Source organism: Mesorhizobium kamtschaticum (assembly GCF_056174585.1).
On the sequence record NZ_CM149691.1, the window covers coordinates 327,534 to 347,622 of the forward strand.

The following is a 20,089-nucleotide window of genomic DNA, read 5'->3' on the forward strand; positions in this document are numbered from 1 at the left end:
CATGTGCCTGCATCTTCACCTCCCCACCCCCACGGCAAACTGTGCCGCTACTCGTCGCAACCGCACGGCGATCGGCATGCCCATATGCCTGACCGCCGCCGGGTCGCTGAGCGCCGTCCGGATCGCCTTGAGCGGGGACCGCGCCTTGATGTGCTGAACCATCGCCAGGAAGGAGGCCGCCTTGCGCAAGCTGCGGCCGCGCCGGGCAAAGGCCGCCTGGGCTGCCTCGTCCATCCGATGGGTTTGAGCGAATACGGTATCCGCCTTGCGCATGGCTTCGACATGGTGAAGCTCGAGCACACGCGAAATGGAGCCGCTGCGGATATGATAGGCATAGCCGATCTCCGGCTCGACCACGCATCTGCCGCCCTTGGCCAGAGCCTCGGCAAACAGGATGTAGTCCTCGCCGATCCTCAGTTTCTCGTCATAGCGAAGCCGGTTCTCGTCCAGGAACCGGCGCTGGAAGATCGGCTTGAGATAGCCGAGGTTGAATTTCGATTCGAAGACGATGTTGCCGGCGATGTAGGTGGCGAGCGTTATCTCGCGCAAGCCTTCGAGATACTGCCTCGGGAACATCGCATCTTCGACCACCCCGTCCTCGCGGACGACCTGGAGATTGTCGACGGCGATCTGGGCATCCGCTTTTTCGGCGCGGCCGATCATGGCGGCGATGCGGCCGGGAAAGACGGCATCGTCGGAATCGAGAACCGCTATCCACCTGCCGCGGGCGACGTCGAGCCCGGCATTCCTGGCGCCGCCGGGACCACGATTCTTGGCCAGGGCGACGACGCGCACAATGTCCCCGGGATAGGCCCGCGCCACATCGAGCGTGGCATCGCGCGACTGGTCATCGACGACGATGATCTCGACGCTGACACCCTTCTGCGCGATGGCGCTGGCAATCGCCCGGTCGAGCGTCGCCTCGGCATTGTAGGCGGCGATGACGAAGGAAACATCGGGGACTGAAACATCGGGGGTTGGGGAAACGTCAGGCTGCACGCTTGCCTCCTTCCCCAGGTGAGGATTGGCCGTAGAGGCGGATCTCGCGGATGCCGACAAGGCCGCTGACGACGCCGATATGCATGATGCCGCGCAGCACGCTGCGGTTCCTGCGCACCGGGCTGGCGACGACGGGAAGTGCCGCGACGAAACAAAAGGCAGCCTTTGCCGCGGCGACACCGACATGCTTGACCAGCCCAATGCCACGCGCGCTGCTGCCCAGAAGATGACCATGCGTCTGACCGACGCGAAAACGGCGGCGGCCGAGCCAGTCGAATGCAGCCCTTGAGCGCGGCACCACCTCGTCCACCCAGGCGTCTTGAGAAAACGCGATGCGGCCGCCGGCCTTGACCATCTGGTCGAAGAGCTCGGTGTCTTCGCCACCGGTCTGGCCGCGCGCCAGGCTGAAGCGGCGGCCGCGCAGGGTGTCCGATCCCATGCGCAGCAGGACGTTGCAGGTGTAGCCGGTGCGGATCTCGCCGCGCACCCAGACCGGCAAGGTAGAGTGAAAATCGCCGCGGCGCATCCAGTCGGGCGCATCCGGGCGGTAAAGCGCTCGCACCGGGCCGAGCACGGCTGTTGCACCGCTTTCCTCAGCTGTCGCGACCAGCTCGGCGAGCCAACGGGTGGAGGCCGTCTCGTCGTCATCGATGAAGGCGAGGAAATCCGCCTCGCTGGCGTCAAGGCAAGCGTTGCGGGCGACCGAGATGTTGCGCGCGGGTGCATGCCGGTAGCGGACCGGCAATTTCAAATCCTGCGACAGCGCCGTCACCAGGGCCTGCGCGCTTGGCGTGTCGTCATTGTCGGCGACAATGACGCTGATATCGAAGCCTTCAGGCATCTCCATGGCGGCGAGCGAGCACAGCGTGTCGGCCAGTTCCGGCCGCCGGAACGTGCAGACGCCGATGTCGATGCTGCGGTTCTTGGGCTGAACCGCCATCACGCCACCCCGCGTCGCGCGCCGAGAAGCTGCAGCCAGAAGCCGACGGACCAGCCGAAATGCATGACCATGGCCGAGACGCCGGCCAGTGCTACGCCGGCATTGCGCTGGCGGATGGCCGTCACCAGGCCGTAGCCCAGGCATACCGCAGCCCAGATCAGCAGCGGCACCGCCGCGATCCAGTGCACGAAGGAGAAGGCCGCAAGAAGAACCACCGGGAAGACCGCGAGCGGCACCATCTGCCGGACCTTCGGGATGACGCGGTGTTTCAGCACATTCTTGGCGCGGCCGCGGCCATAGCCGAGATACTGGAAATAGAGACCTTTGAGTGAGGCTCGCGGATAGTAGACCATCTGCGTCTTGCCGCTCATCCAGATCTTGTAGCCGGCCTGCCGCAACCGGTAGTCGAGTTCGGCATCCTCATTGTGGCTGAAGGTCTCGTCATAGCCGCCGACTGCGCCGAAGGCCGATATCCGCATCAGCGCGTGATGGCCATGGTCGACCCATTCTCCGGCGGAGAGGTGACGATGCTTGGAGCCGCCGGTGCCGAGTTTCGAATTCTGCGCCGCCGCAACCGATTTCTGCACGGCGCCGCTGCCGCTGGTCAGCATCGAAACCACGACCGAATCCGCTGATGTGGCCAGTGCTTCCTCGATCAGCCGATCGCAATAATCGTCGGGATAGCCGCCATGCGCGTCGATACGAATCAGATAGTCCGCGCCTTCGCCAAACGTGCCGACGGCGAGATTGATCGCCGCGCTCTGGATGCGCCGCTTGTTGTGCAGCAGGATGACACGCGCATCCTTGGCGGCGATCTGGTCGACAATGGCCAGCGTGCCGTCGGTGCTGCCGCCATCGGCGACGATGATCCGGGCGCCAAGCCTTTCAGCAGCGGGCCGCAATTGATCGAGCAGCGCGCCGATATGGGCTGCCTCGTTCAGGCAAGGGATCACGATCAGGCTGGAGGGAAGCGCTTGCGTCATCGGGCGATGTTCATCCTATGCCAGGGCCTCGGTCGCGAGGGGTTCGCGCACGGTGGTCAGGCGGCGCAGTTTTTCGACCAGCGCCCTGCAATCGCTGCGGTCGTAGCTCCACGTCCTCGGATTGTGGGCAAGCACGCGCGCCTTCAGCCTGCCGAAGCGGTGCTCCTCCATCTTGCCGAGTGCGGTTTCGAGCGCGTCCGATGAAGCCTGCGGCAACAGGACGCCGATGTCCTGCTGGCTGAGGAACCGGCCGGTTTCGGTATGACCCATCGAGATCGGCACCGCCCCGAAGCGGCAGCCTTCATAGAGGCGGTTGGGCAGCAACCATTCCGAATTCTGCCCCTCTTCGAAGAAATCGATCGCCCAGGAAAAATGGACGTCCTGGTAGATCGCCGCCATGTCCTCCGGATTGCGGTAGGGCCCGCGAAACGACAGATAAGGCTCGGCATCGACGAAGGCATGGAAATCCGGGAATTCGGAGAGCGCCGGACGGCCGCGCAGCACGACTTCGAAACGTCCATCCATGCGGCGCGTGAAATCGGCCAGCAGTTCGAGCGAGCGGCGGCAGCGCAGCGCCCCGAACCAGCCGATCCGCCATGGCGGAGCGGCGAGCCCTGCCACGGCCTCACGTTCGGCGGGCAAGATCGCTGCTGCCTCGAAATATTTGTTTTCGACCAGTTCGACGGGTGCGACGACCTGGCGGAAGGGCTTGAAATAATTGGCGATGAAGGCGGGCGAACTGGTCACCAGCAGCTTCACGTCGCGCGCCAGATGGCGCTCGGTGGCGCGCAGCGCCTTGCCGAGGACATCGTCGCGGAGCACCAGGCGGTGGATGTCGAGGCATTCATAGACGATCGGCACCGTGGCGCCGAAGGCCGATTTGGCGCGCCGGGCCAGAGCCAGCATTTCCAGATTGCGCGCGATGATGAGATCGGGCCGCGGCGTTCCCGCGAGCTTTGAACCGATTGAAATCGCAGCTTTCGCCACGGCCGCCAGGCGCTGGGCGAATCGGCCGTCGCGCGTCGCGCCAAGGTCGATCGGGCGCAATCCTTCTATGTCGGCAATCGGGGTTTCGGTGCGGCGGAAGCCCGCCAGGGTAACCCGGGCGCCGCCCGTCCTGAGCATTGTGATCCGCCGGCGAACCGCCGGATCGGAAACATCGTGCACCAGGTACAAGACATGCAGCATGAAAACTCGACCGCTGTTTGACCCCACCCAAAGGGATGCTAGTACAGCTCTTGCTGCATCGCAACATTTTTGGCGCCGTGAGGGTGCATTTTCTGCTGCACTGCAAAATGAATGCGTGAGCGCTAGCAGGGTTCCGGATCACACACCCAAAGAAGTCAACAGATGACGGTCTTAGCGTGTCCATTGCCGGCCCCCCGCCTCCCCGGCAACGGTGAGCGTGCGGATCGTTGGCTATGCGGTACGAGCGACAACCTTGCCGTAGAAGCGCCTGGACAAAACGAATGCCTCGAAAGCCAGTTCGAGTATTCCCTTGCGGCTGGAGCCAAAGGCCAAGACAACACCCAGGAATGCCGCGTAGGACGCGATGCCGGAGAGAAGAAGCCCATAAAAATTGTCAGGCAACCACGTTCTCAGAACCCATTCCATGAGGGCGGTTACCGCTGCCGCGACAAAATAGGGTCCTAGGGTCGCCAACAGCTGCTTGAATGAAAGCGGTCCCCTCCTTGTTGCGCCCCACCAGAGAACGGGTCCTTGAACCGTACCTACGCCTATGTAGAACGCGGCAACCCCCGCAATTCCCCACGGCAATCCACAAACAAAGGCGGCGACGAACAACGCGGAACTCAGCGCTCCCCAGTTCCTCATCTCCCTTGTTCTGTCCTGACTTATAAACAGCCAACCCGTGCTGCTACTGATGGGGGCAAAAATCGCCCCGAACGCCAGAATGGTGAATACGTGAGAGACCTCCAGCCATTTCGCCCCTAACAGCGTCGAGATCAACAATTCACTGTTTATCATCGCGAATATAACGGCCGGATAGGTGCCAATGATTATCAGCTCCAGCATCCTGAAATAGAATCGCCGATAGACCTCAGGTTCTCCAATCGTTCGCGCCAGAGAGGGGAGAGCTACCTTGGATATAGGGCCGGTTATCTGGCTCAGAGGCAACAGAAGTAACTTATACGCCCTGTCATATATACCGAGCGGCGCCTCACCCAGATAACGGCCGATCAATATATTGTCGAAGTTCCTCGCGAAAAAATTCAGGACATTGAACGACGTGATATTGGCGCCGAAATTCAGAATCTTGAAGCCGTCGCCCTGTAGCACGGGCTTGCTGGGAGCCCACCTGACCATGGCCCAAGCCATCAGGAGCGTGCTGAGGGAGATTGCTATCTGGTTGTAGACGAGCGACCAGTAGCCGAATCCTTTCCACGCGAGGATGAGACCAACGGCTGATCCGAACAGAAAACTCGAAATCTCAATGACCGCGATCTTGAAAAAGAGAAGATGCCGGTTCAGCAAGGCCATGTGTTGCGCGCATAGTCCGCTCAAAATGAATATCGCGCTGAGCGCAACAACGATGGGGACAACACGGGGCTCGTTGAAGAACACACCAGCAAGTGGAGACAGTGCGGCGACCGCCAGGCAGATCGCCGTGCTAAGCCCAATATTGACCCAAAAAATGAAGCTCACCTGCTCCTGCGTGATTTCTTCTCTCTGAACCGTCGCTTGCGTCAAGCCGAAGTCGGTAAAAAGCGCCGCGAACGCGAACAACGGCGCGGCCATGGCGACAATGCCAAAGTCTTCAGGAATCAGAAGGCGAGCAATGACGATCTGGTAGCAGAATTGCAGCACAAGCTTGAGCGCCTGCGAACCAAAGTTGACAGCGGCACCATTGACCGAGGCGACCTTAAGATCAGCTCGGGACACCTTGTTTTCCAGCAGAGGAAACGTCTTTCTCACCAGCATCCTAACCAATGCGAACGTTCGCAGCCTTGTTCTTGAATTTTCTGAGCACAGATAGGGCGACCCGCCAATCCGCCATTGCCGCTCCCATGAGCCTCAGCGGCCGCATATCCTTTATGAGCGACTGGGTCTTTCTTTCGGCGGAAAGACGCTTGATCGCGCTTATCCTGGCGTTCAGCAAATTCACCAACGTCCGATCGTTTGCGATCCGCGGGTCGCGTAGCAGTGTGCCGGACTGCTCTACCTGGCCCCCATAATTTATCTGCGTCCTGCTCCAGCCTGAGCCGCGATGGGTGTAAAGATAGCCTGGGAAGTTGGCTACGACATATTTGGCGCCCGCGAGCAGTGCTCCCATGACAAGGAGGAAATCCTCGCCATGTCGTGAATCGGACGGATAGCGCAGCGATTTGTCGATCAGGAACTGTCTTCTGAAGGCCGGCTTGAGCAGGCCCCAGTCGATGTCCGGCCCGAATGGACGTGCGTGTGCCAGGAACGTCTCGGTGGTGACCGTTGTGATTGCGCCTGCCAACGCGACCGCTGGAGGACCTGACGTTTCGCTGGCTGGATCATAGAACGTGAAATTGTCCGCGACCATGTCCGCGTCTTGGGAAACGCCTGCCTCGATCAAGCGCTGCAGGCGCCCTGGGACATAGGCGTCATCGGCATCCAGGATTGCCACCCAATCGCCCCTGGCGACATCCAGGCCGGCGTTTCGAGCGCCGGAAGGCCCGACATTCTTCGACAGGTGAACAACCTTCACGCGTTCATCTTGCCGCGCGATCGTCTTGGCAATGTCGAGCGTCGCATCCGTCGAACAGTCATCAATAATGATGATCTCGAGCACCGAGCTTCCCTGGGTCATTGCCGAACTCACGGCGCGCTCCAGAAAGGGAGACGCGTTGAAAGCCGCGATCAATACTGAAACTCCGTTGCTCTCGACGGAGGGGGCCGCTTTGTTTTCCATCTCGTTCTCGCTTCGGATTGTCAGGCCGCTTTGTTGCGAACAGGGTGATCAAACGGATTACCGTATGTCCTGATCATGCCCTTGATCTGCTCGTCATTCGCACTTTGTCCCACATTTGTAAGATAAAGGGCCGAAGTCTGCGTTCCCTTCCACGGGACGGGAGACCAGTTTGTGCCGGCCGTGATATATGAGCTGCCGGCGCGACGGCCCATCCAGAACAGCCAGACGTCGTCGGCGCTGGGACAAAGCCTTGTAAATTCAGCTTCGTCCAGCACCTCCTGCGCGAGTGAACCTGGAGCGTAAAGTACACCGCCCACCCCGGTCGGAAACAGGATCGGAGAGGCCGCCGTCTCGTCAAAATGCCATTCGTCGTACGGTTCCAGATTTCCGGATTCGTCGAAGCTCACCATATGCGCCCGGTGGCAGACGATTGTGTTGTTGCCGGCAAGCGAAACCATCTTTTCCAGCCAATGGCTGGAATAGTAGACGTCATCGTCAGCTGTCGCGATGAAAGCCTTGGGAAAGGCCGCCAGCGCCGGGATTATCTTCTTGTATGATCTGATGTTCTTGCAGGGACGTATTTCCAGCCCGTGCGCTTGAAGGTCTGTGATCGATTTCGGCAGTGAGGCCATGTCCTCATGAGCGATCCAAAGAATCGTTTTGTCCGCTCTTATCGACTGAGCGAGCAGACATTTCAGCGTCAATGCCAGCGTCGCGTATCTTGCAGGATAGGAGGTCAAGGAAACTATCAATTCTCCCGGCAGCCTGTGCGTTCGGCCTGGCCGTGACAGTTTCCACCTGAGGAAGAGCGCAGAGCGTGCAATAGCGCGCGAAAAAAACTCCGACCCCAGTTGCCCCAGTTTCGCAAGTCGCCAGCCGGCAGCATGGCGCAGACGCCTGGTTCCTCGTTCAAGAAGGCCTTCCGCGCTGCGTTCCGCCTGGCGCCCAGCCATCACATCCAAGTCCGATCCAAGAGCATTTCAAAAACCTAAAGGGATTCATTCGCAGGCGCAACATTATTTTTGTGCATCGCACAATGCCCACTACGAATAATCTTGTTTACAATCACCGTACCTACCGAAAATCACAAAGACTCCGATTGTAAGGCAGGAACAGATCTTGACGCCGTATCGAAAGTACGCGTGATAAAACGGCGTATAGGAACGTCGTATATTTTATAGACCAACAGAGAAGAACCCACGATTCCAAATACAATCGCGCAAGCCCATCCAAGCGGCACGGTTTGATTGAATAGACCAAGCCTATACATGATTGGTTCCGACCAAGCATATATCGGCTCATGCAGCACATACAAAGGAAAAGAGACTGCGCCCGAAATTGCGGCGATTTTCGCTGCGAATCCATCCATGTGCGAGTTGGCTCCCGCAATCACCGTCAGCGGGAAAACAAACAGAACAGATAGAGCTGCCATCACAGGATTTCCGATACTTCCCAAGTCCGGCACGGCAAAAACGGCCATCAGGATTAGGGGAAGAATCCACGCGGGTGCCCTGATGCGGCTTACCCAATCGCGTTCTAAGGAACGAAATATGACAACGCCGAGAAAAAACGAACACATGGTACGGGGCAACCCTGCCAAAAGCATCAGTCCATAGGGGCCGTATTGATTTCCTATGAGTCCAACATCCCCTTTGATAGCCACTGCAGTCAAGTACACACAGAAACTGACTACAACAATCCACTTTAATGAAGAAGTATTAAATCTGTACAGAAATGCAGCCAATCCCATATTTACCAAAATCTCGAAGAATATTGACCACAAAGGTTGATCAGCGAAAAAAGGTTGACTGGCAATGGAGTTTGGAAACGGCATCGGAATTGCTGCAATTCCGAAAATAGTAACCTCTATCGCGTCCGCAATTCTTCCTTCAGTTCTTATTTCCTTCAACAAAATGAACGCCCCTCCGAGGAACGCTCCAAGGACTATAAGCGGATACAACCTTATTAAGCGCTTTATCAAAAACCGGCGGAAACTCATTCCAGCGTTGAGCTTGGGCTCATAGGCGTAAGCGATCACAAACCCGCTCAAGAGAAAGAAGAAATCCACCGCCAAGGGTGCGTGTTGCAGAAAGTCACCATCTTCTGCAAACCACCAACGCCGGTGGAACAGAACGACAGCGATCGCAGCGACGCCTCTGAGACCATCCAACATTACAAACTTATGTTTTTCTGCCATTCTCATCCTTCGCACGCCATATCAACATCGGATGAGGCGCCAAATGCTACAGTCGATGGGAACGCTCGATAATTGAGCAAACGGGCCGACGAGCGCATGTCTAAGCGGCCTGCCGCTCGCGCTGCTGCACCGCCCTGTCCAATATCGAGAAAAAGGTGACGAACTGGCGGTCGGGATCGAGCTCCAGGCGCGCCGCGAAACCGCGCGCGAGGCTGGAAACCCGCTCGTATTCCTTGTTGTCGTTCCACAGCTGCCTGATGGCCGCGACCCAATCGATGAGTGGAGCATCATAGTCGAGCACCGTGCCGCCGGGGCCGATTGCTTCGGGCAGGCCGCCGCGCCGCGAGCCGACAACCGGAATGCCGCTGCAATGGGCCTCTGACGCGACGCGGCCCCAGGCCTCCTCCCATTTCGAGGGCGCAAGCAGGATCCTGGTGCGGCCATAGATCGTCTTCATGTCGTTGGTGCGGCTCTCCAGCGTGACATTGCCAAGCGGTGCGATCGTCTCTTCGATGCGCGCGCGATGGTCATCCTCCAGCTTCCAGCTTTCGACGAACAGGAACGGGATTTCGGGGCAGGCGCCAGCAAGGCGCACCGCCAGCTCGAAGCCCTTTTCCTCATAGGGGTTGATCAGGGTGACGAACTGGCCCGTGGTCGGCGTGGCGTACTGCGTCGGGTTGATGGTCGGCGGGATCACCGTCGCCTCGATGCCGAACTCTCTGGCGTAGGTGCGTGCGGTGAATTCCGAATTGGCGATGTAGAGGGCAGAACCCAATTCGCGCAGGTCGCCGCCCAGCTCGTGGAACTCGACATTCCTGAGATAGACGACCAGCGGTACGCCCTCGGCCTGCAACGCTTTGCCGAGCGGAACCGATTTGTGGCACTGCACCACCGTCACGTCAGGCTTCAGTTTCTGGACGGCAAAGCCTGCTGCTTCCCAGGGAAACCATGTCCTTATCACCGGGTAACCGGGAAAGCTGTCAACGACCGCGGGTTGCCGCAAGAGCTTCATCTTGGCGCGCGCCTTGAGGCCGAACATTCCGTCGCCAAACAGAGCGGCGAGCACCGATGCTTCATGGCCGTGTTCAATCAACTGCTGAGCCAGATGATGCGTGCTGGACTGGACGCCACCGCCGAACTCGGGTGGATAGCCGTTGCCGCTGGCAAAGAGGACTTTCATGGAACCGGCTCCTTTTTACGCCAGATGACGCCTCGATTCACGCCGCCATTCTGCCGATCGAGTGATATTCGATGCCGTGGCGCGCCACGACCTTGGGGTCGTAGAGGTTGCGGCCGTCGAAGATGACCGGCGTGGTCAGCGCATCCTTCAGCGCATCGAAGGACGGCGCGCGAAAACTCTTCCATTCGGTGGCGATGAGCAGCGCATCGGCGCCGCGCAGTGCCGCTTCCTTGGTGCCGCACAACAGCAGGTCGTCGCGCAGGCCATAGATGGCCTGGCATTCCTGCATCGCCTCGGGGTCATAGGCCTGCACGGTCGCGCCGGCGTTCCAGAGCGCCTCCATCAGGACACGCGCCGGAGCCTCGCGCATGTCGTCGGTGTTGGGCTTGAAGGCCAGGCCCCACAGCGCAAAGGTCTTGCCCTTGAGACTGCCCTTGAAATAGCGGTTCACCTTGTCGAACAGCACGGATTTCTGGTCGTTGTTGCGCTCCTCGACGGCCCGCAGCAGCTTGGCGTCGAATTTGACGCCCTCGGCGGTCTTGATCAGGGCGCGGACGTCCTTGGGAAAGCACGAGCCGCCATAGCCGAGGCCCGGATAGATGAAGTGGTAGCCGATGCGCGGGTCGCTGCCGATACCCTTGCGCACCTCCTCGATGTCGGCGCCAAGCTGCTCGGCCAAATTGGCCATCTCGTTCATGAAGCTGATCTTGGTCGCCAGCATGCAGTTGGCGGCGTATTTCGTGAATTCGGCGCTGCGCACGTCCATCACGATCATCTTTTCGTGGTTGCGGTTGAAGGGCGCGTAGAGCTCGCGCATCACCGCCTCGGTCTCTTCGCTGTCGGTGCCGACGATGATGCGGTCCGGCTTCATGCAGTCGGCGACGGCCGAGCCTTCCTTGAGGAATTCGGGATTGGAGGCAACGTCGAAGCTCAAATCCTCGCGCCCTCTTTTCTTCAGCGTCTCGGCGATCCTGGCTTTCACCTTTTCACAGGTGCCGACCGGCACGGTCGACTTGCCGACGACGATCTTGGCACTATCCATCTCGCGGCCGATGGTCTCGGCGACCGCCAGCACATATTTCAGGTCGGCCGAACCGTCCTCGCCGGGCGGCGTGCCGACCGCGATCATCTGGATTTCACCATGCCGGACGGCGGCGGCGGCATCGGTGGTGAATTTGATGCGGCCGGCGGCGTGGTTCTCCCTGACGATGCTTTCGAGGCCTGGTTCGAAGATCGGGACCAAGCCCTGGTTGAGCCGCTCCACCTTGTTGGCGTCGATGTCGACGCAAACAACCTGGTGGCCAACCTCAGCAAGCACCGCCGCCTGCACGAGGCCGACATAACCGATTCCAAACACCGTCAAGTTCATTCGGTTTCATTCCCATCCATGGCCGCCAACCGTTTTCGGTCCGGCCGGTTCAATTGGTCTTTCCCAACTCTTTTACGCTGCATACGAGCGATTCGGGAAACTGGCATGGCTCGCCGAGCGCGGTGAAGGCAACGCGCTCGATCTGCAGCGAAAGCTTGCGGCCCGGATCGGCGAACGCGCCCATCCAGCCCTTCATGGTGTCGCTGCCCCAAAGGCTGAAGAAGATCTTCTGCGCATGGCTGGGCAGCTTGGCCGGGTCGGTGATGGTGTTCACCAGCTGGCCGTTGACGTACCAGCGCAAGCTGTCCTTCTCCCAGACGAAGGCGTAATCGTTGAAGGCCTTGTCGGTGCCGCTCGGCACCTCGACGAGCTTCTCGTTCTTGCCCTTGCCGTCGATATAGACGTTGACCTGTACCTTGGAGGTGTCCTTGGTCAGGATCTCGAAGTCGATCTCATCCCAGGGCTGCTTGTCGGATGGGCCGATATAGGAAAAGAACGCTGCGTTGAGGCCGGAACCGGTGTCGGTCTTCAGCCGCGCCTCGTAGGTGCCGTAGCCGAAGCGCTGCTTGGTCTGGATCTCGCCGCAAGCGAACTCGCGATCCTTCAGCTTCTGCTTTTCGAAGCCAAGCGACAGCACCCCATCGGAAAGCGCGACCAGTCCCTTCGACCAGGTGCAATTTTGATGGCTGCCGTTGTTCCAGCCGTCGGAGACATACCAGCGCGACCGATCGAAGCTCTTGAAATCATCAACGAACGAGGGAGCGGACTGGATATCCTGCGCGTGCGCGGGGACTGCCGAGAGGCTGCCAAGAGCGGCCAGCAGCAGCGCACCGATCAAGCCCAACCGCTGCTGGCCGGTTTGCCGGGTCCCATGCGCGAAGGGCGATGCGTCAATTGCTGTCGTGGACGTGGTTTTCGGATTCGAATTCATACCAAACTCACCTTTGTGCTGTGCGTCCCCAACCCAAAGTCGACGTTTGAACCGCTTCCAAACGGGCCAACCTTGACCTCCTCTTCGACCCTCCCCAAGTCCTTTCCCGTCTTGCATCCTTGCAGCTGTCCGGCACCTTCCCGTTCAAACCCGGCCCGTTCAAACCCGGCCTGTGCCCGCGGGCCTGGCGAAATCGACCGCTGCGGCCGAATCGGAAGTCCCATTCTCATCGAAGACCGTATCCAGAGAATGGCGGAGCTCCCTCATCATGCCGTTCTGGCGCGCCAGCGCGGCGATGCGGCGTTCGCAATTCAGGATCGACTCCGTCAGCGCGCTGACTTCGGATGACCGGCGATCGGTGGTGGATCCGTTTTCCATGGCTTCGACGAGGAAGGCCGCGTTGGTCGCCGTCTTGCGGTAGCGGCTCTCCAGGCCGGTTTTCTCGGCCTCGATCTCAGCGGCGATCTGCTCGAACAGTTTCGCCAGGCGGTCGAGGCGCGCAATGTCGGCCTGCCGGTCGCGGGCCGGATCCCTTGATCTGAAGCCGAATATCGAGGCCATGGGCTTAAATTCCTGTCATCGCCGGCTTGCGTGCCGGATTACTGGCCTATCCCCGCAAGCGGGGTTGAAAAAGCGTACCGCATCGTCCAACTCCTCAGATGGGAGAGACTTCGGACCAATCCGATCGGGGGCCAGTTCGGTTGGTCGTTCAATTTGCTGCACCGCAACATAGACTGCCATCCCCGGAGCCGGGAGGCAACCACCCAATTCGTAAACTCATAAATCCGGTGGAAATGCTTTGCGTGGTGAGCGTGCCGTTGGCGGGCAAAACGGCGCATTTCCCGCGCCTTACCGCTCCTTGCCCGCACTGGTCCCGGCCATCAGGAAACGCAGCGGCGGCACATGCTTTTGCCCGGAGACAAGGCCAACGCGACGAAACAGCGCCTCGAGTTTGTCGGAAGCCACGCCCTGGACGATGGGGACAAGGTTGGATTGACTTGCGAAGGCATAGGCCGCGGCCGAAGCCAGCCCACGCTCGGCCTTCACGTCGAGGAAATTGCGCAGCCGGTATTTGTCGCGCACATGCCGCTCGTGCCGCCGCAGCACGGCCTTGGAGCCTTCCGGCAGGCTGTCGATCGCCAGCAGCGCCAGATCCGCATCGGCGAGCCGCTTCAGGTCCTGCGTCTTGTGGCGGCCGCTGAGCGAATCAGCGCGCACGATGGCCCCATAACCGCAGGAGCGGATGACCTTGAACCGCGCCCCGTGGGCGACCGCGCGGGCGTAGAGCTCGTAGTCCTCGCCCAGGCGCAGGCTCTCGTCGTAGCGCAATCGGTGCCGATCGAGGAAGGCGCGGCTGATCACGGGCTTGAGGAAGCCAAGCTCGCCTCTCTGTACGCGGCGCCTGGAGATGTTGCCTTCGACGAAACGCTCGAAGTCGAGGAATTCCGGATCGGCGGCGAATTCCGGGGCGACGATTTTCGTTGCGTCGCTCGTCGCGTCATCCCTGATGAGCATGATGTTGTCGGCCGCGAAATCCCAGTCGGAGGCGGCAAACAGGGTGCGGAACCGGCCCTCGAGGAAGAAGTCATCGGCATCCAGAATGCTGATGAACGGCGCTTTTGAGCCGGCGATGGCGGCATTGCGGGCGAAGGACGGGCCGCGATTGACGTCGAGGCGCATGACCTTGAGCCGGCCGCTGCCATCGTCGGCGGAGCGGGCGATCCCGGCCGTATCGTCGGTGGAGCCGTCGTCGACGACGACGACCTCGGTCACCTCAGGTTCGCGCAACGCGGATGCGATGGCGACCGCGATCGTGCGCCCCGCATTTTTGGCCGCGATGATCACGCAGACCTCGGATTTCGTCATCGACATGGTTTTTGCCTCTTGCACAGGTTCCGATATGCCCTCGCCCTGTACGTATTGCGACGCCACCGCCATCACGGACTGGCCGGCCGCTCGAAGATGCGGCGGCTGATGTCCGCCGACGCTGCCCAGCCGGCCTCGGCCAGGTAACGGACGGGAGCCCGCCCACACAATTCCCACAACACCGTTCGCCGCTGCGGCCACCGCAAGGACGACAGCCATGGTGCGATGACCATGTTGAGCAGATCCTCATTGCCGATGCGCGACAGGATCGGCTTGGCCCGCTCCGACAAAAGCGTGCCGGTGCCGCCCAGCAGCACATCAGCGGCGCGCAGGCCAAGCAGCAGCGTATCGTCCAGCCCCTGGCTCACCGCCGCATCGAGAACACGCTGCTGATCGGCCTCGTCGAGACGGTTGGCGCTGGCCCTGATGTCACAGACATAGCCGGCGCAGGGTTCGCGGTTGAACAGTGCCTTGGCGACGCTGATACAGGACAGCATCAGCGTGTCGGCGACCGACGTGAACGGCACTTCGGTGCCGGTGATCTCGACCAGCCGTTTGCGCCGCAGGAAGCCGTCGGCATCGCGCGGACTGGGCGAGCCGGGCTGCTGCAGGCGATAGTGAAGGTCGACCGTTGACGGCCCGTTGCCGCGGATCATGTGCTGTTCACCAAGGAAACGAACCCACCAGAGCGAGCGCGACTTGCCAGCAACCTCATAGCCAATCGAGCGCAGCGCATCGCGCGCTCTCGAAAACCCGGCCGGGGAAACCAGGATGTCGACATCGCCCGAAGGCTTCATGAAATGGTCGTCGTAGAGCAGATGCTGCTGGAACGGACCTTCGAGAAAGACGAAATCGATCTGCCTGTCGCATAGCGCCTGATGGATCGCCATCGAATCCATGAGGCAAGCGGCGTTCATCGAAACCGTCCGCCGGCGATAGGTGTCGAGCCATTGGAAAAGCTCAGCCGGCCTTTCCCCCACCGGGGCGAGCGACAGCGCCTTCAGCACGAAATTGGCGACCTTGTTCAACCTGGCGATGTCGGCGACGGTGGCGGCGGAAAGGCTCGGCGGCGACAACTCGCCGGTCGAGGCCGCCGGCCCAGCGAAATACAACCGCAGGCAGGCCTGCACATAGGCGATCTCGTCGGCGCAGTCGGCGGCGCGCAGTCGTTCATAGGAACTTTCCGGCAAGGCCATTGAGCGCATAGTCTCCAAAATGCGGTTTTGCGCGACGCTTATGCTGCAAGTGCGAAGCAAAGCATCCTCAAAAACCTCGGCGCCGTAAAGTCTTTCCTTTCGCAGTGCGAAATTTTGCAACCAGAGCGTTTGCCGAGCTTTCTGAAGATGGCGCAACATACGGCTGGAATTCCGATCCGATCGAGGCACTTCAGCCATCCATCGACACGGGCTGGCTAACAAAAATCCATCTTTTTAGCCATGCCTAAAAAGCGCCGGCGCTATGAACTTTTTATGCAAGCAAAATCAATTGCTTAAAGAATCGCCAGACGCGCGACCTGGCTGCATCCGGTTTAAGCCCAATAGAGGCGGAATTTTGAGCATTCCGCACACACATGGTGACGTCCGCAACCCGTAATTGATTAACCAGAGGTAAATCAGGCTTGACTCATAAATGTTGCCATGCAGCTATTGCATCGCAGCATGAAAGTGCTGACGGCACTCGACAGGCCGTTTCCAGTCCTCATTGGAGAGTAAAATGGAACAGAATGTTGAAAAGCACGAGTACGAAACGCCCAGCCTGACGGTACATGGTTCGATCGAAACCATCACCCAGGGCGGTGGCGGCAGCACGGCAATCGACGCGTCGTTTCCGGCGCACACCCCGATTGGCGATCTGACGTTCTCCTGAGACTAGCCTGGTTCTGGAGGAGTGACGTTGGGCCTCCAGGATTGAAGACCGTGAATGGAGCCGGGGATGAAAATCCCCGACTTTCCCTTTTTGAACTGACGACGCGTAGACCGTGTGTTGCAAACGAGGTTTTGGGATGATCTGGAACCCATCCGAGCACGATACCGTAAATGCCACGAACGACGCCGTGGCTTGCGAATTCGGTGATGGCCTCGCGCTTCTCAACCTGAAATCCAATATTTATTACAGCCTCAATGGCGTCGGTGCGTTCATCTGGGAGTTGATCCAGGAGCCGAAGTCGATCGCCGATATCCGCGGCGCCGTGCTCGAGCGCTACAATGTCGACGCCGAGCGCTGCAAGGCCGACGTCGACGCCTTGCTGAGAGGCATGGCCGAAAACGGACTAGCGAGGCTGCAGCATGAGGCACTCGTCTAGGCAGGTTTCGCAAAAGGCCATGATCTCGCGGCAAAGACCTGCGACGGAACAAAGACCGAGGCCAGCGAAACGCCGGCCCAGCAGGAGCTTGGCCCGGGTTCTGTCCCTGAGCGGCTCGGAAGCGCTTTTCCTCTGCCACTGCCTGCTGGTGGTCGCTTCCATCCGGCTGGGGCTGACATTTTTCTCGTACAACCGCGTTCGCGGCATGGTGACCCGGCTCAACGCCCACGAGTGCGCCAGCATGGGCGAGCTGCGGCTCGTCGCCTGGGGGGTTGCAGCGGCTGCACGGTTCGTGCCGCGCGCCACCTGCCTTACCCAGGCGCTTTCAGGCCAATACATTCTCGCGCGCCAGGGCAACGCCTCCAACATCCGCATCGGCATCGAACGTGGCACGGGCGAGCAGTTGAAGGCGCATGCCTGGCTGGTCAGCGACAACCATGTCGTGCTTGGCGGCTCCGTCGATGGGTTCGCGCATCTGGTCGACCACGGCAGCCGATGAGCGGCGTGGCCGGAATCCTGCTGCGACAGGGCCCCGCGCCCGCGGATGCGGCGGCCGACATCCAGCAGATGTTGGCCCGTATGCGCCATCGCGGCCCCGACGGAAATTCATGGTGGCTGGATGCCGGCGTAGCCCTTGGCCATGCATGGCTCAACACCACGGATGAAGCCAGCCCCGGCCCGCTGACCATGGCCGGCGGCAAGCTCGCCATCACCGCCGATTGTCGGCTGGACAATCGCGACGAGCTGATGGCGCGGCTCGGCATACGCGACAGGTCGGTTGCGGACGCAACATTGCTGATGCGGGCCTATCTGCGCTGGGGCGAAGCCAGCCCCGTGCATCTGCAAGGCGATTTCGCCTTTGCCATCTGGGACGCCGAGCGGCAGCTGTTGTTCTGCGCGCGCGACCATTTCGGGGTCAAGCCATTCTACTACCACGCCGCGGACCGGCGTTTTGCCTTTGCCTCCGAGATCGGGCCGATGCTTGGCCTCGACGGGGTCGGTGCACGCATCAGCGAGCGCAGCATTTCGGGATTCCTTGCCGGGCTTCCCGACGACCCGCAATCCACCCCTTACAACGATATCTTCAGCCTGCCGGCGCGCCACAGCCTCACCGTCACCGCGCAACAGGTGGTGCTGCGCCGATACTGGCAGATCGAGCCGTCGGCGCGACCGCTGCGGTCGGATGCTGCGGAGGAATTCGCCCACCTGTTTTCGCAATCGGTGCGCAACCGCATGCGCGGAAGTCAGTCGATCGGCGCGATGCTGAGTGGCGGCCTCGATTCCTCGTCGATCGCCTGTGTCGCCGGCCTGCAGAACGCCGCCGCGCGCAAGCCGAAGCTGCCGACCTTTTCGCTGATTTTCGAGAAGGGCTCGTCGATGGACGAGCGGCCCTTCATCGATGCCGTGCTCGATCAGCAGAAGAGCGATCCGACGCTGATCCCTGTCGGCAATTATGCGCCCTTCGCTGAATTCGAACGGGTGCTGGAGGAGCAGGAAGGCACCTTCCTGGCGCCGGGCCTGACGCTGACCCGCGGCATTTACCGGACGGCTGGCGCCAAGGGAATCAAGGTGCTGCTCGACGGCCATGGCGGCGACGAGGTCGTTTCACAGGGCCATGGCCATTTGCACGAGCTTGCCAATGGCGGCAGGTGGCTTGACCTTTGGCGCGAGGTCCGCAGCGCCTCCAACACCTATGGCGACAGCACGTTTGGCCTCTATTTCCAGTTCCTGACCCTTTACGGGCCGGCCTGGCGGATCGCCAAGGCGAGACAGATGGCGACCCGGGCTCTCAACAGGATACGCAAGCCCGCGCAAACACAGCGCGGCCGCAGCTGGCGCGACCTGATCAATCCGGACCTGGCCAGGCGGACCGAACTTATCGACCGCTTCCACCGGGCCGGCTATATGCCGCCTGGCGTCCAGGCCAGCGACGCGCTCAGTCATCGCTGGATCCTGTCCAACGGCTACGTGCCTCACTCTTTCGAGGTGCTCGACAAGGCCGCGGCCAATTTCGGCGTCGAGCCGCGTTATCCATTCTGGGACAAGCCGCTGGTCGAATTCTGCCTGGCGCTGCCGGGCGAGGAAAAACTCAGCCACGGCTTTGGCCGCTATGTGTTGCGCCGCGCCATGGAAGGCATCTTGCCGGCGGCGGTCCAGTGGCGACGCACCAAGATCGACTTCACCGCCAATCTCGTCAACGGCATGGTGCGCAACCACCGCGACCTGCTGGAGCAGTTGCTGGTCTCGGATGCCGGCCGCATCGCGCCCTATGTCAACCTGCCACAAGTGAGTGCCGCCTATGCACGGCTGCTGCGCCAGCCCGATCAGGCAGCACCGCTCGATGTCCAGTATGTCTGGCGTTCGGCCTCGCTGTCGCTATGGCTGCGGCAGGTCCAGAACAGCGGGAGCCCCGCATGATGCCGCGCAACCAGCCGCTTGCCACCTACCTTGGTGATCCTGCTTCCCACGGCGGGACGGTGCGGGAGCGACGTTACTACCGAACCTATGGCCTGACCATCGCATCCGACGTGACGTTGCCCGAGCTGGAACCGGCGGAGCCGGGGGCGGCGGATATCCTGATCGCCATCGGCACGATCGACATGCCGAAGCCTTCGCCCGAGGCCGCGACGATCTTCCGCTTCGAGCCGGACCGGCAATATCTGGCATGGCATGCCGTCGGCGCCTTCCTGATCAGCGATTTCAGCCGTATCGACATCGAGCCGGCGCCCGGCGTCGACGACGCGCTGCTTGCCTTCCCGCTGCTCGGGCCGGTGATGGCGCTGTTGCTGCACCGACGTGGCCTGCTCGTCCTGCACGCCAGTGCCATAGCGGTGGCCGGCAAGGGCGCTATCTTCATGGGCGACAAGGGCGCCGGCAAATCGACGACGGCAAGCGCGCTGATCCGGGCCGGTCATGAATTGCTCACCGACGATGTCGTGGCGCTCGATTTCACCAATCCGGACGCGCCGATGATCGTTCCGGGGTTTCCCCAGATCAAGCTTGCCGCTGACGCCGCGGCCGCGATCTCTCTGGGCCGTGCGGAGGTGCGGCCGCAAGTCCATCCAGCGATCGAGAAGATGCAACATCGCCTGCACGGCGCCTTCTCCGGCGGCACGGTGCCGGCGACCAGGGTCTATGTCCTCGAGCGCGGCCAGAGGGCCGCGGTCACGGCCTTGCCCGGCATTGCCGCCTTGCCGGCCATCATCAAATTCTCCTACGTGACGCGTTTCGGCCGCGCGGCGCTCTCCGGCGATTTCGCGGCGCTGCATTTTCGCCAGTGTTCAGCAATCGCTAACCATGTCGGCGTGTTCCGGCTGGAAGTTCCAACCGGCCTCGACAGGATTGGCGAGGCCGTGGAGCTGATCGAGACCGATCTGGCGGCCGGGGACCTGACGGCTGGCCGTCGGCAGCGGTGAGCGCA

19 protein-coding genes are annotated in these 20,089 nt (G+C 61.0%); 5 read left to right on the forward strand and 14 right to left on the reverse strand.

Annotated elements, in window-relative coordinates:
• Positions 1-15 precede the first annotated feature (15 nt).
• From AC0V7N_RS01550 to AC0V7N_RS01615, 14 genes are all read right to left on the reverse strand, one after another.
• A complete protein-coding gene (locus AC0V7N_RS01550) occupies positions 16-999 on the reverse strand; it encodes a glycosyltransferase family 2 protein (RefSeq protein WP_475454079.1) in 984 nt (327 codons plus the stop codon).
• Complete coding sequence (locus AC0V7N_RS01555; RefSeq protein ID WP_475454081.1) at positions 989-1,939, reverse strand: glycosyltransferase family 2 protein; 951 nt, start codon at positions 1,937-1,939, stop codon at positions 989-991. Before AC0V7N_RS01555 ends, AC0V7N_RS01550 begins: the two co-directional genes overlap by 11 nt.
• Complete coding sequence (locus AC0V7N_RS01560) at positions 1,939-2,922, reverse strand: glycosyltransferase family 2 protein (RefSeq protein WP_475454083.1); 984 nt, start codon at positions 2,920-2,922, stop codon at positions 1,939-1,941. The genes AC0V7N_RS01555 and AC0V7N_RS01560 overlap by 1 nt, the downstream gene beginning before the upstream one ends.
• Positions 2,923-2,937: 15 nt before the next feature.
• Positions 2,938-4,110 carry a glycosyltransferase family protein gene (locus tag AC0V7N_RS01565; protein ID WP_475454085.1) on the reverse strand — a complete coding sequence of 391 codons (1,173 nt, stop codon included), beginning with the start codon at positions 4,108-4,110 and terminating at the stop codon, positions 2,938-2,940.
• A gap of 231 nt (positions 4,111-4,341) precedes the next feature.
• The gene (locus tag AC0V7N_RS01570) at positions 4,342-5,862 is read right to left on the reverse strand and encodes an oligosaccharide flippase family protein (protein ID WP_496627666.1); all 1,521 of its coding nucleotides are present in this window, start codon (positions 5,860-5,862) and stop codon (positions 4,342-4,344) included.
• A gap of 1 nt (position 5,863) precedes the next feature.
• Complete coding sequence (locus AC0V7N_RS01575; protein ID WP_475454089.1) at positions 5,864-6,823, reverse strand: glycosyltransferase family 2 protein; 960 nt, start codon at positions 6,821-6,823, stop codon at positions 5,864-5,866.
• A gap of 20 nt (positions 6,824-6,843) precedes the next feature.
• The gene (locus AC0V7N_RS01580) at positions 6,844-7,563 is read right to left on the reverse strand and encodes a hypothetical protein (protein ID WP_475454091.1); all 720 of its coding nucleotides are present in this window, start codon (positions 7,561-7,563) and stop codon (positions 6,844-6,846) included.
• 344 nt (positions 7,564-7,907) lie between these two features.
• A complete protein-coding gene (locus tag AC0V7N_RS01585) occupies positions 7,908-9,020 on the reverse strand; it encodes an acyltransferase family protein (RefSeq protein WP_475454093.1) in 1,113 nt (370 codons plus the stop codon).
• 100 nt (positions 9,021-9,120) lie between these two features.
• A complete protein-coding gene (locus tag AC0V7N_RS01590) occupies positions 9,121-10,200 on the reverse strand; it encodes a glycosyltransferase (protein WP_475454095.1) in 1,080 nt (359 codons plus the stop codon).
• A gap of 37 nt (positions 10,201-10,237) precedes the next feature.
• Entirely contained in the window at positions 10,238-11,569 is a 1,332-nt protein-coding gene (locus AC0V7N_RS01595) for a UDP-glucose dehydrogenase family protein (protein WP_475454097.1), read from the reverse strand.
• Positions 11,570-11,618: 49 nt separating this feature from the next.
• Positions 11,619-12,500 (reverse strand): endo-1,3-1,4-beta-glycanase ExoK, encoded by an 882-nt coding sequence (gene exoK, locus AC0V7N_RS01600; RefSeq protein ID WP_475454099.1) that lies wholly within the window; start codon positions 12,498-12,500, stop codon positions 11,619-11,621.
• A gap of 159 nt (positions 12,501-12,659) precedes the next feature.
• Positions 12,660-13,061 carry a hypothetical protein gene (locus AC0V7N_RS01605; protein WP_475454101.1) on the reverse strand — a complete coding sequence of 134 codons (402 nt, stop codon included), beginning with the start codon at positions 13,059-13,061 and terminating at the stop codon, positions 12,660-12,662.
• Between the two features lie 288 nt (positions 13,062-13,349).
• The gene (locus tag AC0V7N_RS01610; protein WP_496627667.1) at positions 13,350-14,372 is read right to left on the reverse strand and encodes a glycosyltransferase; all 1,023 of its coding nucleotides are present in this window, start codon (positions 14,370-14,372) and stop codon (positions 13,350-13,352) included.
• Positions 14,373-14,437: 65 nt separating this feature from the next.
• Positions 14,438-15,562: a nucleotidyltransferase family protein gene (locus AC0V7N_RS01615; RefSeq protein ID WP_496627668.1), complete on the reverse strand. Its 1,125-nt coding sequence runs from the start codon at positions 15,560-15,562 to the stop codon at positions 14,438-14,440.
• A gap of 517 nt (positions 15,563-16,079) precedes the next feature.
• On the opposite strand from AC0V7N_RS01615, the gene AC0V7N_RS01620 reads away from it, so the two are divergent.
• From AC0V7N_RS01620 to AC0V7N_RS01640, 5 genes are all read left to right on the forward strand, one after another.
• Positions 16,080-16,232 carry a lasso peptide gene (locus tag AC0V7N_RS01620; RefSeq protein WP_010913078.1) on the forward strand — a complete coding sequence of 51 codons (153 nt, stop codon included), beginning with the start codon at positions 16,080-16,082 and terminating at the stop codon, positions 16,230-16,232.
• Positions 16,233-16,368: 136 nt separating this feature from the next.
• Positions 16,369-16,668, forward strand: coding sequence for a PqqD family protein (locus AC0V7N_RS01625; protein ID WP_475454105.1), 300 nt, complete (start codon positions 16,369-16,371; stop codon positions 16,666-16,668).
• A gap of 88 nt (positions 16,669-16,756) precedes the next feature.
• Entirely contained in the window at positions 16,757-17,167 is a 411-nt protein-coding gene (locus AC0V7N_RS01630; RefSeq protein ID WP_475454107.1) for a lasso peptide biosynthesis B2 protein, read from the forward strand.
• Positions 17,164-19,086 carry a lasso peptide isopeptide bond-forming cyclase gene (locus AC0V7N_RS01635; protein ID WP_496627669.1) on the forward strand — a complete coding sequence of 641 codons (1,923 nt, stop codon included), beginning with the start codon at positions 17,164-17,166 and terminating at the stop codon, positions 19,084-19,086. Before AC0V7N_RS01630 ends, AC0V7N_RS01635 begins: the two co-directional genes overlap by 4 nt.
• A complete protein-coding gene (locus tag AC0V7N_RS01640; protein ID WP_475454111.1) occupies positions 19,083-20,084 on the forward strand; it encodes a phosphoenolpyruvate carboxykinase (ATP) in 1,002 nt (333 codons plus the stop codon). Before AC0V7N_RS01635 ends, AC0V7N_RS01640 begins: the two co-directional genes overlap by 4 nt.
• Positions 20,085-20,089: the final 5 nt, after the last annotated feature.

Excerpts from the sequence above, each read along its gene's own strand:
- AC0V7N_RS01620 (WP_010913078.1), top strand. The coding sequence starts at position 16,080 with ATGGAACAGAATGTTGAAAAGCACGAGTACGAAACGCCCAGCCTGACG.
- AC0V7N_RS01560 (WP_475454083.1), bottom strand. The coding sequence starts at position 2,922 with ATGACGCAAGCGCTTCCCTCCAGCCTGATCGTGATCCCTTGCCTGAAC.
- AC0V7N_RS01590 (WP_475454095.1), bottom strand. The coding sequence starts at position 10,200 with ATGAAAGTCCTCTTTGCCAGCGGCAACGGCTATCCACCCGAGTTCGGC.
- exoK (WP_475454099.1), bottom strand. The coding sequence starts at position 12,500 with ATGAATTCGAATCCGAAAACCACGTCCACGACAGCAATTGACGCATCG.
- AC0V7N_RS01570 (WP_496627666.1), bottom strand. The coding sequence starts at position 5,862 with ATGCTGGTGAGAAAGACGTTTCCTCTGCTGGAAAACAAGGTGTCCCGA.
- AC0V7N_RS01595 (WP_475454097.1), bottom strand. The coding sequence starts at position 11,569 with ATGAACTTGACGGTGTTTGGAATCGGTTATGTCGGCCTCGTGCAGGCG.
- AC0V7N_RS01610 (WP_496627667.1), bottom strand. The coding sequence starts at position 14,372 with ATGTCGATGACGAAATCCGAGGTCTGCGTGATCATCGCGGCCAAAAAT.
- AC0V7N_RS01625 (WP_475454105.1), top strand. The coding sequence starts at position 16,369 with ATGATCTGGAACCCATCCGAGCACGATACCGTAAATGCCACGAACGAC.
- AC0V7N_RS01615 (WP_496627668.1), bottom strand. The coding sequence starts at position 15,562 with ATGGCCTTGCCGGAAAGTTCCTATGAACGACTGCGCGCCGCCGACTGC.
- AC0V7N_RS01555 (WP_475454081.1), bottom strand. The coding sequence starts at position 1,939 with ATGGCGGTTCAGCCCAAGAACCGCAGCATCGACATCGGCGTCTGCACG.
- AC0V7N_RS01565 (WP_475454085.1), bottom strand. The coding sequence starts at position 4,110 with ATGCTGCATGTCTTGTACCTGGTGCACGATGTTTCCGATCCGGCGGTT.
- AC0V7N_RS01635 (WP_496627669.1), top strand. The coding sequence starts at position 17,164 with ATGAGCGGCGTGGCCGGAATCCTGCTGCGACAGGGCCCCGCGCCCGCG.
- AC0V7N_RS01605 (WP_475454101.1), bottom strand. The coding sequence starts at position 13,061 with ATGGCCTCGATATTCGGCTTCAGATCAAGGGATCCGGCCCGCGACCGG.
- AC0V7N_RS01640 (WP_475454111.1), top strand. The coding sequence starts at position 19,083 with ATGATGCCGCGCAACCAGCCGCTTGCCACCTACCTTGGTGATCCTGCT.
- AC0V7N_RS01585 (WP_475454093.1), bottom strand. The coding sequence starts at position 9,020 with ATGGCAGAAAAACATAAGTTTGTAATGTTGGATGGTCTCAGAGGCGTC.
- AC0V7N_RS01575 (WP_475454089.1), bottom strand. The coding sequence starts at position 6,823 with ATGGAAAACAAAGCGGCCCCCTCCGTCGAGAGCAACGGAGTTTCAGTA.